The sequence below is a fragment of the Mesorhizobium sp. G2-6-1 genome (genome assembly GCF_055809095.1).
The window spans coordinates 3342122-3353781 of the sequence record NZ_CM147896.1; the positions used below are offsets into that span (position 1 = coordinate 3342122).

The 11660-nt window shown below is 55.7% G+C and carries 10 protein-coding genes and 2 pseudogenes; 9 read left to right on the plus strand and 3 right to left on the minus strand.

Annotation, left to right across the window (positions count from 1 at the left end):
* Positions 1–42: 42 nt before the first annotated feature.
* The 6 genes and pseudogenes from AC0L7S_RS16090 to AC0L7S_RS16115 all read left to right on the plus strand — a co-directional run bounded on the left by AC0L7S_RS16090 (position 43) and on the right by AC0L7S_RS16115 (position 4804).
* Positions 43–808 (plus strand): annotated as a pseudogene (locus AC0L7S_RS16090) (SDR family oxidoreductase).
* Positions 805–2862 carry an excinuclease ABC subunit UvrC gene (uvrC, locus tag AC0L7S_RS16095; protein WP_473471941.1) on the plus strand — a complete coding sequence of 686 codons (2058 nt, stop codon included), beginning with the start codon at positions 805–807 and terminating at the stop codon, positions 2860–2862. Before AC0L7S_RS16090 ends, uvrC begins: the two are co-directional and overlap by 4 nt.
* Before the next feature lie 98 nt (positions 2863–2960).
* Entirely contained in the window at positions 2961–3557 is a 597-nt protein-coding gene (gene pgsA / locus AC0L7S_RS16100; RefSeq protein ID WP_473471942.1) for a CDP-diacylglycerol--glycerol-3-phosphate 3-phosphatidyltransferase, read from the plus strand.
* A gap of 4 nt (positions 3558–3561) precedes the next feature.
* Positions 3562–3795, plus strand: a pseudogene (locus AC0L7S_RS16105) (MoaD/ThiS family protein); the annotation flags it as partial.
* 3 nt (positions 3796–3798) lie between these two features.
* Positions 3799–4287, plus strand: coding sequence for a molybdenum cofactor biosynthesis protein MoaE (locus AC0L7S_RS16110; protein WP_473474328.1), 489 nt, complete (start codon positions 3799–3801; stop codon positions 4285–4287).
* A 106-nt stretch (positions 4288–4393) separates the two neighbouring features.
* A complete protein-coding gene (locus AC0L7S_RS16115) occupies positions 4394–4804 on the plus strand; it encodes a YbaY family lipoprotein (RefSeq protein WP_473471943.1) in 411 nt (136 codons plus the stop codon).
* A gap of 118 nt (positions 4805–4922) precedes the next feature.
* Here AC0L7S_RS16115 and ndk read toward each other — a convergent pair whose 3' ends face one another.
* On the minus strand, positions 4923–5345 hold the full coding sequence (ndk, locus tag AC0L7S_RS16120; RefSeq protein WP_473471944.1) for a nucleoside-diphosphate kinase: 423 nt from the start codon (positions 5343–5345) through the stop codon (positions 4923–4925).
* A gap of 362 nt (positions 5346–5707) precedes the next feature.
* Positions 5708–6403, minus strand: coding sequence for a glutathione S-transferase family protein (locus AC0L7S_RS16125; RefSeq protein ID WP_473471945.1), 696 nt, complete (start codon positions 6401–6403; stop codon positions 5708–5710).
* A 64-nt stretch (positions 6404–6467) separates the two neighbouring features.
* Between AC0L7S_RS16125 and AC0L7S_RS16130 the strand changes: the two genes are divergently transcribed.
* The 3 genes from AC0L7S_RS16130 to AC0L7S_RS16140 all read left to right on the plus strand — a co-directional run bounded on the left by AC0L7S_RS16130 (position 6468) and on the right by AC0L7S_RS16140 (position 11121).
* On the plus strand, positions 6468–6980 hold the full coding sequence (locus tag AC0L7S_RS16130) for a DinB family protein (RefSeq protein WP_473471946.1): 513 nt from the start codon (positions 6468–6470) through the stop codon (positions 6978–6980).
* 63 nt (positions 6981–7043) lie between these two features.
* Positions 7044–8921: an ABC-F family ATP-binding cassette domain-containing protein gene (locus AC0L7S_RS16135; RefSeq protein WP_473471947.1), complete on the plus strand. Its 1878-nt coding sequence runs from the start codon at positions 7044–7046 to the stop codon at positions 8919–8921.
* A gap of 94 nt (positions 8922–9015) precedes the next feature.
* Entirely contained in the window at positions 9016–11121 is a 2106-nt protein-coding gene (locus AC0L7S_RS16140; RefSeq protein WP_473471948.1) for a molybdopterin oxidoreductase family protein, read from the plus strand.
* Positions 11122–11133: 12 nt separating this feature from the next.
* Here the strand turns inward: AC0L7S_RS16140 and AC0L7S_RS16145 are convergent, their stop codons facing one another.
* The gene (locus AC0L7S_RS16145; RefSeq protein ID WP_473471949.1) at positions 11134–11652 is read right to left on the minus strand and encodes a SixA phosphatase family protein; all 519 of its coding nucleotides are present in this window, start codon (positions 11650–11652) and stop codon (positions 11134–11136) included.
* Positions 11653–11660: the final 8 nt, after the last annotated feature.

An 11660-nucleotide genomic window follows, 5' to 3' on the forward strand; every position in this document is an offset into this window, starting at 1 on the left:
TTGGCAAAAGGCGAACCGGGTTAACTCGGGACAGGAAGATAAATGATGCAGGGCACCGGCACAGTTCTGGTAACGGGTGGGGCGAAGCGGATTGGACGAGCCATTGTCGAAGACCTTGCCGCGCATGGCTTTTCGGTTGCCATTCACTGCAACAAGTCGCTCGATGCCGCGCGTGAACTGGCGTCAAGCATCAACGATCAGGGTGGGCGCGCAATTGCCGTTTCGGCGGACCTGACGGATATGGTCGCGACAACCGCATTGATTGGCCGTGTGCAAGACGAATTCGGACCGGTTCTCGCTGCTTGTCAACAATGCCTCGGTTTTTGAAGCCGATTCGGCGCTTGATCTCGATTGGGCCAGGTGGGACGACCATTTTGCCATTCATGTGAAGGCACCGGTGATCTTGACGCAGACCTTTGCAAAAGCACTTCCCGCCGATCAACGCGGCCTGGTTGTCAACATTGTCGACCAGCGCGTATGGCGCCCTTCGCCGCGGTTTTTCTCTTACACATTGTCGAAATCGACGCTGTGGTCGGCAACACAGACAATGGCTCAGGCACTTGCTCCACATATCCGGGTCAATGCAATTGGCCCTGGTCCGACATTCAAGAGCAAGCGTCAAAGCGATCAGGATTTCCTGAATCAAACTGAAGGGCTGCTGTTGAGGCAGGGGCCGGAACTTGACGAGTTTGGTGCGACGATCCGCTATTTATGGCAAGCGCGCTCGGTAACCGGCCAGATGATCGCATTGGATGGCGGTCAACATCTGGCCTGGGAAACACCAGACGTCATTGGCATTGGAGAATGAACACCAAAGTGGCGCACAGCAAAGCAGGCAATAACGTTCCCGGCGACGATCTTCCCGAAGTCGTGACCGAGGATGGAATGGGCGTTGAAAGTGGCGTGCCTGTGGCTGCGAACGTGTCTTTTACCGCTATCGACTGGACACCGCAAAAAGGTGACACAGATGGGATGATCGGTGCCGAGGTCATCCAGACGCTGGTCAAACGCCTGCCCAATGCACCCGGCGTTTACCGGATGATGAATGCCGCTGGCGATGTTCTCTACGTTGGCAAGGCGCGCAGTCTGAAGAAGCGTGTCACGCAGTATGCGCAAGGGCGTTTCCACACGTTTCGAATTGGCCGCATGGTTCGAGAAACGGCGACGATGGAATTCGTCGTGACCCGTACCGAAACCGAAGCGCTCCTTCTGGAAGCGAACCTTATCAAGCGGTTGCGGCCACGTTTCAATGTATTGATGCGCGACGACAAGTCGTTTCCCTATATTCTCATCACCGATGACCACGCGTCTCCGGGTCTTTATAAACATCGCGGCGCACGCTCTGGTAAGGGTAATTATTTCGGCCCTTTTGCATCGGCGCGGGCGGTGACCGAAACCATAAATTCGCTGCAACGCGCCTTTCTTTTGCGCAATTGTACCGACTCGTTTTTTGCAAATCGCACGCGTCCGTGTCTTCTGTTCCAGATCAAGCGATGTGCCGCGCCCTGTACCGGCGAAATCTCGCATAGTGACTATGCGGCGCTGGTGGATGAGGCGAAGGCATTTCTGTCGGGTCGCAGCCGCAAGGTAAAGGCAGAGATTTCGTCTGCTATGCAGGCGGCTGCCGAGGACCTCGATTTCGAGCGTGCCGCGATCTATCGCGACCGCCTTTCGGCCTTGGCGCATGTGCAAGGCCATCAAGGCATAAATTCCCAATCGGTGGACGAAGCCGATATTTTTGCCATTCATCAGGAAGGCGGTCAGATCTGCATCCAGGTGTTTTTCTTTCGAACCGGTCAGAACTGGGGCAATCGCGCCTATTTTCCCAAGGCGGATCCGGCTCTCGAAGCGGCGGAGGTGCTGGGTTCATTTCTGGCACAGTTTTATGATGACAAGCCGGTTCCTCGCACAATCCTGTTATCGCATTGCGTCGAGGATCAGGATTTGTTGGGAGAGGCTCTGACAAGTCGTGCCGGACGCAAGGTGACGATCAGTGTGCCGCGACGGGGCGACAAGAAAGAACTGACAGACAATGCAGTGCAAAATGCGCGCGAGGCATTGGGGCGGCGTTTGGCGGAGACATCGACCCAGACGAGGTTGCTGGCGGGGTTTGCCGAGACCTTTGGACTGGCGAAGCCGCCGGTGCGGGTCGAGGTTTACGACAATTCCCACATTATGGGTACGAACGCAGTCGGTGCCATGATCGTTGCCGGACCTGAAGGGTTCGTCAAAAATCAGTATCGCAAATTCAATATTCGCTCGACCGATATTACACCCGGTGACGATTTCGGCATGATGCGCGAGGTCATGCAGCGTCGATTCTCAAGGCTTTTGAAAGACCACGGCGATGCTCAGGAAAGCGGACCCGACGGGGAGACCGACGACGACCCCATGCCATCCGAATTTCCGGCGTGGCCGGATGTCATCCTGATTGATGGCGGACAGGGGCAGATGTCTGCCGTGCGAAAAATTCTCACCGAAATGGGTGTCGAGGATCGCGTTGTCGCAATTGGCGTTGCCAAGGGGCAGGATCGGGAAGCTGGGCGAGAGCGGTTCTTCGTCAAGGGAAGAGGGAATTTTACGCTGCCGGTACGTGATCCCGTTTTGTATTTCGTGCAGAGACTTCGTGACGAGGCGCATCGTTTTGCCATTGGTTCGCACCGCGCCCGCCGCAAGAAGGACATGGTGAAGAACCCGCTCGACGAAATCAGCGGTATTGGTCCCGGACGAAAGCGGGCGTTATTGCTACACTTTGGCACAGCCAAGGCGGTTAGTGGTGCGGCAATCGAAGATTTGAGGACGGTTGAGGGCATTTCGGAGCGTGTGGCGAAGCTGGTTTACGATCATTTTCATGAGAGTTGACGCATTACAGCCCATATTGGTGGCCAGACGATTTTAGCCTGTTGACCCCTCACGTCGCCTTCTGCTTGAAGTATCCAAGCAAAAAGAGTCTGTATCCCATGGCCAAACGCGCTTTCAACCTGCCGAACTTGCTCACCTACGCCCGAATTGTCGCGGTGCCGCTGGTTGTTCTGTGTTTTTTTCTGGAAGGTCATTTGAAATCCAGTGACTTCGCCCGCTGGTCTGCGCTGGCGATTTTCATCATTGCCAGCTTGACGGACTATCTGGACGGCTATCTGGCACGCGCGTGGAAGCAGACATCGAACATCGGCAAGATGCTCGACCCGATCGCCGATAAGTTGCTGGTGGCGACCTGCCTGTTGTTGCTTGCTGCCGATACTGATTGGCGCGGGGGAATTGCTGGCTGGTCGCTGTGGGCTGCAATCATCATCTTGTGTCGCGAAATTCTGGTTTCGGGCCTGCGCGAATATCTTGCCGCGCTTAAGGTCAGCGTGCCGGTGACGCAATTGGCCAAGTGGAAAACAACCATCCAGATGGTTTCGATCGGTTTTCTTCTTGCCGGACCTGCTGGTGACAAGATCTTCCCTTACACAAGCCAGACCGGCTTGGTGCTTTTGTGGGTGGCTGCAATCGTTACGCTCTATACCGGCTATGATTATTTCCGCGCCGGTCTGAAGCACATCATTGACGAGTAGGACGATGAAACTCATCTATTTCGCCTGGGTGCGTGAAAGGATCGGCAAATCGGAGGAAGACGTGACGTTGCCTTCCTCTGTTGAAACGGTCGCCGATCTCCTGGTGTGGCTGCAAACGCGCGGCGAAGAATATGAAAATGCGCTGCAATATCCTGATGTCATCAGGGTGGCGCTCGATCAGGAGCATGTCGAGCATGGCGAAAAGATTGGCACCCCTCGCGAGATCGCACTTTTCCCGCCCATGACGGGGGTTGAGTTGGCTCCCGTCTCGATTGTTCCCAAAATCCGTATCCAGACGGAAGATTTCGATGTTGGGGCCGAGGTCGCGGAACTGACGGCTGGCCGAACCGATATCGGTGCCGTCGTTACGTTTACAGGGTTATGCCGCGACGAAGCGGGAAAGCTGGCCGCGCTTGAACTCGAACACTATCCGGGTATGGCTGAAGCCGAAATCCGCCGTATCGCGGAGCAAGCGGCCGAACGATGGCCTCTCCTGGGCCTTACGGCCATACACCGCACCGGCAAGCTTGCTCCGGGGGCTCAGATTGTCCTGGTGATTGCGACGTCATCGCACCGGGCTGCGGCATTCGATGCGGCGAATTTCCTGATGGATTATTTGAAATCCAGAGCACCGTTTTGGAAAAAAGAATCTCAGGCTGATGGCTCTCAGGGCGGCTGGGTTGAAGCAAAGGACGCTGATGAGGCAGCAGCGGCCCGCTGGAAACGGTGACGCCAATCCGGCTCTGTTTCTTCTGGATTCCGAATATTACCTTATAGCAGCCATTTATTTTCCTCATTTACCCCATCCATTGTCGGTCCTGCAAATGAGGTAGGACATGCTGGACAAGGTCGCTGAATTATTCATCTTCGGGTTTGTGCCCATGATGGCGGGCGCAATTGCGACGCCGAACTCTTCCGTTGCCGCTGATCGTGTTCTGAACGGCGAGGTTGTCTATCGTGAGCGCATAGCCTTGCCGCAAAATGCGGTGCTCACCGTTCAACTTGTCGATATTTCCCAAAGCGATGCGCCTGCGACTGTTTTGGGAACACAGAAGATTGAGCAGATGGGGCAGGTTCCTGTCCAATTTGCGATCAAGTTTGACCCATCACTGATCCAGCCGCGTATGACCTATACGCTGCAAGCTCGCATAACGGTGGATGACGAGATCTGGTTTTTCACCACCGATCATCACCCGGTGGATTTGACCTCAGGTGGCTTAAAAACAATTCTTCTGATGAAAGCCTGACAGGTTCCTCTTCGCCTGATCTTGTTCGGGTGGCGATTGACCCAAGGCCGTGTTCCGAAAGACAAAACCCGAGGCGTATGCCCCGGGTTTTGTTCATTCCTGAGTATGTTTTAGCTGATTATCCGACTACTTCGGTAGCGGAGAACCAATATCTGATTTCTTCCGCTGCCGTTTCCGGCGCGTCGGAGCCATGCACCGAGTTTTCGCCAATCGACAGGGCATGAACCTTGCGGATGGTGCCGTCGGCGGCGTCGGCTGGGTTTGTTGCTCCCATCACTTCGCGGTTCCTGGCAATTGCATTTTCACCTTCCAGAACCTGCACGATCGTTGGTGCCGAAGACATGAATTCGACGAGTTCGCCGAAGAAGGGGCGCTCTTTATGGACGGCATAAAAGCCCTCTGCTTCACGGCGGCTCATCCACACACGTCTTGATGCAACAACGCGCAAGCCTGCGTCTTCCAGCATCTTGGTGATGGCACCTGTCAGGTTGCGCCGGGTTGCGTCGGGCTTGATCATCGAAAAAGTGCGTTCGAGCGCCATAAGGTCGTCCTTCTGAGATAGGGGAATTGGTTGGTGGCGGCTCTATACAAGCCGCGCGAACCCTTGCCAAGGGGATGGAACGACGGTGGCGCTTTAGGGCCTGTTGAATATCAGCGCACGAGGCTGCGTTGGCGCTGAAATCGTTGCTGAACAGGAGGAAAGCGCAAGGAAGTGTGGGCCACTTTCGAGCATTTCTGACGTATTCAGGAGCGATTTCAACCCAACCCCAAAGGGGCCGCGTGCAAATGAGCCATTTCTGCGTCGCTCGTCGTCGAATATGCCCTGCATGTCCTTCCTTCTCACTTCTAGAACTGGGCTCATTTTCACCGCGGCGCAGCCCGTACGGCGATATTCAACAGGCCCTAAGCAGCGGCAGCCGTTTTGCGGCCCAGCCCATCGTGAAGGTCCAGGCATCGCTCAAACCAGTCGCGTATGCGTGCATCCTCGTCGTCCAGAAATGCGTAAGTCGATGATACGCGCACCCACTGCAGAGCGCCGAAAACAATGTAATCGGCAAAAAGTGGAGAACTTCCACCTATGAATGGTTGAAATTCGAGCATGCTGCGAAGCGGATCAAGTCTCTTACGGAATGCCGGCAGATGCACATCGCGTTCTGCGCCTACTTCTTCAAGATTCTTGCCATAGCGTTGTTCGCGGCTTGTGCGGAAATAAGTCTCGTTTTCCTCATCTAGTGAATGACAAATCTCCAGGAGGGCCGCAGAGCCCAGAAAAGGGTGGAGTTGTGTCACCGCCCAACGCTCGATGAAGCGAGCCATTGCCTTGCCGCCTTCACTGCCAAACAAGGTTGGCCGGTCAGGATAGGTGTCGTCGAGATAGGTGGCGATTGAGAAGGAATCAACGATGACGTTGTCGCCGTCACGGATAACTGGAACGGTTTTCGCGATCCCGTTCTCGATTTTCGGGACGTCCACAAAACGTGTTGGAACGCATTTGAAATCCAACCCCTTATGGGCCAGTGCCATTGTCGCTTTCCAGCAATGCGGGCTGAATGGACGCTTTTCATCGCGCCCCACAAGGTCATAGACAAGAATGGTCATTGGCGTATTTCTTTCCAGCGGTTAGGTAATCTTGGCAGAGTGTCAGGGAACTATAGGACAATCGATGAGAAAACACTTCATGATGTTTGCGGCCTATAATCAATGGGCCAACAGTCGTATCTACGATGCCGCTGCAAATCTCGACGAGGATGAACTCACACGCAACACGGGTGCCTTTTTCGGTTCGATGACAGGAACACTCAACCATGTATTGACTGCCGATCGCATCTGGATGAATCGCTTTACCGGCGAGGGTGATTCACCGGCTACGCTCGATGCGATCATTCATGAGGCGCTTCCCGCATTGCGTGTTGCGCGCGAGGTGGAAGATGAGCGCATTGCCAAGTGGGTCGATGGGCTCAGTGAAAAAGCGCTGGCTGGCCGCTTTTCCTATATGACGGTGACTGACATGCGCACCGTGTCGCAACGGCTTTCACCGGCGCTCAGTCATTTTTTCAATCACCAGACGCATCATCGCGGCCATGCCCACATGATCCTGACAATGTTGGGCCGCCCGTCGGTGCCGCTTGATCTGATCTATTTCCAGCGCACGCAACAGGGACGCGCATATGCATGATTAGCGGGCGCAAGTGCCCTGCGGGGCTTGCGGTTCGCGGGCGTCCCGTGCAAAAGCGCCGACATGCTTACAATCAACGATCTTTCACTTCGCATAGCAGGCCGCCTGCTTCTCGACCACGCCTCGCTGGCATTGCCCGCCGGGGTCAAGGCTGGGCTTGTGGGTCGCAATGGAACGGGCAAGACTACCCTGTTCAAGGCGATTACCGGCGACATTTCGGCGGAAACCGGCTCAATCGACCTGCCGAAGAACACGCGTATCGGTCAGGTTGCCCAGGAAGCGCCTGGCACCGAAGAACCACTTATCGAGATCGTGTTGAAAGCCGACAAGGAACGCGCGGCACTTCTTGAAGAAGAAAAGACGGCGACGGACCCGCATCGGATCGCCGAAATTCATATTCGTCTCGCCGATATCGACGCGCATTCGGCCGAATCGCGCGCCGCCACCATTCTTGCCGGTCTGGGATTTGACGATGACGCACAACGGCGTCCGGCTTCGTCATTTTCCGGTGGCTGGCGGATGCGTGTTGCACTGGCCGCCGTCCTGTTTGCCGAGCCTGACCTTTTGCTGCTTGATGAGCCTACCAACTATCTCGATCTGGAAGGTACGCTTTGGCTTGAGAATTATGTGGCAAAGTACCCCCATACCGTTCTTCTCATCTCGCATGACCGCGATCTGCTCAATCGCGCTGTCAATTCCATCGTTCATCTCGACCAGAAGAAAATGACGTTCTGGCGTGGTGGCTATGACCAGTTTGAACGCCAGTTCACCGAACAGCGTGAATTGCAGGAAAAGGGCAGGGTCAAGCAGGAGGCTGCGCGCAAACATCTGCAATCCTTTGTCGATCGCTTCCGGGCCAAGGCCTCCAAGGCAAGGCAGGCGCAATCGCGCATCAAGGCGCTGGAAAAGATGAAGCCGATTGCATCGATGGTCGATGAGAATGTGCGGCCATTCAGCTTTCCCGAACCGGTGAAGACCGTGGCTTCGCCAATCATTGCGCTTTCCGATGTCAATGTCGGTTATCAGCCCCATCAACCGATATTGAAGAAGATGACGTTGCGCATCGATGCCGATGATCGCATTGCATTGCTTGGCGCCAATGGCAACGGCAAGTCGACTTTCGCCAAGCTCCTGTCCGGTCGACTAAAAGCCGAAACCGGGACGATGACCGTTGCGCCGGGGCTGAAAGTAGCGATTTTCGCGCAACACCAGCTGGACGATCTCAGGCCGCAGGAAAATGCCTATGAGCATGTGCGTCGGCTGATGCCGGAAGCACCTGAATCGAAGGTTCGCGGGCGGGTTGCGCAATTCGGTCTTGCAACAGAGAAGATGAACACCGCCGCCAAGGATTTGTCTGGTGGTGAAAAGGCCCGGCTGCTGATGGGCCTTGCGGCTTTTGAGGGACCGAACCTGTTCATCTTCGATGAGCCGACCAACCATCTCGACATCGATTCACGCGAGTCCTTGATCCATGCGCTCAACGAATTTCCGGGTGCCGTTATCCTGATTTCGCATGATCGGCATTTGCTGGAAGCGACCGCAGACCGGTTGTGGTTGGTCAAGGATGGCGCAGTTCATCCCTATGATGGCGACCTTGATGATTACAAGACGCTGGTGACAGGCGGATCGGGAGATCGTCGTGAGCGGCGCGAAGCCGAAAAGGCATCGAAGGCCGAACGGCGGCGCGAAGCCGCCGCGCGGCGCAATGCGCTGGAACCCATCGCCAAGGAGATAAGGGCTACCGAAGCCTTGATGGACCGCTTGCGCAAGCGCATGGATAGCATCGAAGACGAGCTTGCCGATCCGGCGCTCTATGAAAAAGACCCGATCAAGGCAACGCGGCTGGCAAAGGAACGAACGGAACTGTCCGGCCAGGTCGCCCGGCATGAGGAAAAATGGCTGGAGATGTCGGCACAATACGAACAAGGCATCGCCGAATAGGCGCGTTTCCCACCGCTGCGCAGTTGTTCCAGCTTGGTGGGCCAGAACCATAGTTTACCTACTCCCGGTGGCCAGAACATTGTAAGCTGTTGCGATGAACCAGCATAGCAAGCCAACTATCGGTCACTCGGCCTGTCCACATGACTGCCCATCGACCTGTGCGCTCGATGTCGAAATTCTCGGCCCGGATCGCATTGGCCGGATTCATGGCGCAAAAGACAACAGCTATACGGCTGGGGTGGTATGCGCCAAGGTTGCGCGCTACGCTGAACGTATTCATCATCCCGAACGGTTGCTGAAACCGCTGGTGCGCACTGGTGCCAAAGGGGATGGCAACTGGAAAGAGGCCAGTTGGGATGCGGCGCTTGATCTTGTCGCCGAGAAATTCATCGCCGCGGAAGAACGTTATGGCTCGCAAACTGTCTGGCCCTATTTCTATGCAGGCACGATGGGATTGGTCCAGCGCGATGGCATCGAGCGATTGCGCCATGCCAAGAAATATTCAGGCTTCTTTGGCTCGATCTGCACGAACCTGGCGTGGACCGGCTGGATAATGGGAACTGGTGCCTTGCGCGGTGCCGACCCCCGCGAAATGGCAAAATCCGACTGCGTTGTGATCTGGGGAACCAATGCCGTTGCGACCCAGGTCAACGTGATGACGCACGCGATCCGGGCGCGCAAGGAACGCGGCGCGAAGATCGTTGTCATAGACGTTTACGACAATGCGACGATGAAGCAGGCCGATATCGCCCTGATCGTTAAACCCGGCACCGATGGTGCGTTGGCATGTGCCGTCATGCATGTGCTTTTCAAGCAGGGCATGGCTGATCGCGCCTATCTCGAAAAATACACGGACGATCCCAAGGGGCTTGAAGCTCATCTGGAAACAAGGACGCCTGAATGGGCTTCGGTGATTACTGGCTTGCCTGTGACCGAGATCGAAGCTTTCGCACAATTGGTAGGCACCACAAAGCGCACGTTCTTCCGCCTGGGCTATGGATTTGCGCGCCAGCGCAACGGTTCAGTGAATATGCATGCGGCTTCCTGTATCGCCGCCGTGACCGGCGCATGGCAATATGAAGGCGGCGGCGCATTCCACTCGAACTCCGGCATTTACAAGCTCAACACCGATATGCTGGAGGGAAGGCGGCTTCGCGATCCAGCTATCCGCTATCTCGATCACTCGCGAATAGGCCCGGTTTTGACCGGTGCTGCCGATGCACTTTATGGCGGACCGCCAGTGACGGCATTGCTGATCCAGAACACCAACCCCGCCAATGTCGCACCGGACCAGCGTCTGGTGAAACGCGGTATGATGCGAGACGATCTGTTTATGTGCGTGCATGAGCAATTCATGACCGATACGGCCAAACTTGCCGATGTGGTTCTGCCAGCAACGATGTTTCTCGAACATGACGACATCTACAAAGGCGGTGGCAACCAGCACATTGTTCTTGGCCCAAAGCTTGTCGAAGCGCCGGAGGGGCCGCGTACCAACCATTTCGTCATCGAGGAATTGGCAAAACGTCTTGGTGTCGGGGACATGCCGGGCTTTGGCATGAGCGAGCAGCAGCATATCGACATTATGCTCGGTAAAAGAGGGTTGGGGAGTTTCGCATCGTTCAAGCAAGACAAGTGGGTAGATTTGCAACCGGCGTTCGAGGATGCGCATTTTCTCAATGGCTTTGGCCACGCTGATGGGAAGTTTCGATTTCGACCTGACTGGACGAGGCAGGCGGCTCCAAATCGCCCACCGAAATCCATGGGCGTGCTTGGTCCTTACCAGCGTCTTCCCGAGTTTCCCGATCATGTCAATCTGATCGAAGTCGCGGACGAGGCGCATCCATTTCGTCTGGCGACTTCGCCTGCGCGCAACTTCCTCAATTCGAGCTTTACCGAGACGCCTGTTTCAAAAGCCAGGGAAGGCAGGCCGCAACTGATGATCCATCCCGAAGACGCAGCGGCGTTGGGCCTGGGTGATGGTGAGCGTGTCGAAATCGGCAATATGCGTGGCGAAATCGTTCTACATGCAAAGTTGTTTGAGGGTGTGCGACGCGGTGTGGTTATCGCCGAAGGCATATGGCCCAATAGTGCTCATGAGCGTGGCGAAGGGATCAATGTGCTGACCGGTGCCGATGCTCCCGCACCATATGGAGGCGCGCCTGTTCACGACAACAAGGTTTGGGTGAGGGCGGCGTAGCGCCCATTGCGGTCAGTTCAAATCTCTTGGTCTGATGAAATGGGTCAATTCAAGGGTATTGAAAGACAAACTCAGCCACGTGCCGGAAAATTGGAAGCGTGCCAGCGCGCATGTCGGAAACTTGTCATGCAGTGCTCGCAAGACTTCCGGGTTTGAATTTTCAGACGCCAGGCGTTGCGCGAAAATTTCAAGTCCGGGGTTATGCCCGAGTAGCAGCAGGCAGTTGACGCGGTCTTTCGTTTTCCGCGCTTCGGAAAGAAAAGCCTTGTCAGATGCTTCATAGAGATCGTCGGAAAACTCCACCTCGCATTGCTCTTGTGACCACTGGGAGGTGACCAGTTGCCACGTTTGGCGTGTGCGCACTGCCGTGGAGACGAGAGCCGCTTGCGGCATCCAATCACGTTTCACCAGCTCTTGCCCTATCAGCGGGGCGGCTTTCAACCCTCGTGGTGCAAGTGGACGGTCGAAATCATCCAGTGAAGCGTCATCCCAACTCGATTTGGCATGGCGCAGCAGGAGGAGTTGTTTCATCTGGAGTC

Coding starts and splice junctions, on each gene's coding strand:
- AC0L7S_RS16110 (WP_473474328.1), top strand. CDS start 3,799: ATGACGGGGGTTGAGTTGGCTCCCGTCTCGATTGTTCCCAAAATCCGT.
- AC0L7S_RS16145 (WP_473471949.1), bottom strand. CDS start 11,652: ATGAAACAACTCCTCCTGCTGCGCCATGCCAAATCGAGTTGGGATGAC.
- pgsA (WP_473471942.1), top strand. CDS start 2,961: ATGGCCAAACGCGCTTTCAACCTGCCGAACTTGCTCACCTACGCCCGA.
- AC0L7S_RS16115 (WP_473471943.1), top strand. CDS start 4,394: ATGCTGGACAAGGTCGCTGAATTATTCATCTTCGGGTTTGTGCCCATG.
- AC0L7S_RS16130 (WP_473471946.1), top strand. CDS start 6,468: ATGAGAAAACACTTCATGATGTTTGCGGCCTATAATCAATGGGCCAAC.
- AC0L7S_RS16140 (WP_473471948.1), top strand. CDS start 9,016: ATGAACCAGCATAGCAAGCCAACTATCGGTCACTCGGCCTGTCCACAT.
- AC0L7S_RS16125 (WP_473471945.1), bottom strand. CDS start 6,403: ATGACCATTCTTGTCTATGACCTTGTGGGGCGCGATGAAAAGCGTCCA.
- uvrC (WP_473471941.1), top strand. CDS start 805: ATGAACACCAAAGTGGCGCACAGCAAAGCAGGCAATAACGTTCCCGGC.
- AC0L7S_RS16135 (WP_473471947.1), top strand. CDS start 7,044: ATGCTTACAATCAACGATCTTTCACTTCGCATAGCAGGCCGCCTGCTT.
- ndk (WP_473471944.1), bottom strand. CDS start 5,345: ATGGCGCTCGAACGCACTTTTTCGATGATCAAGCCCGACGCAACCCGG.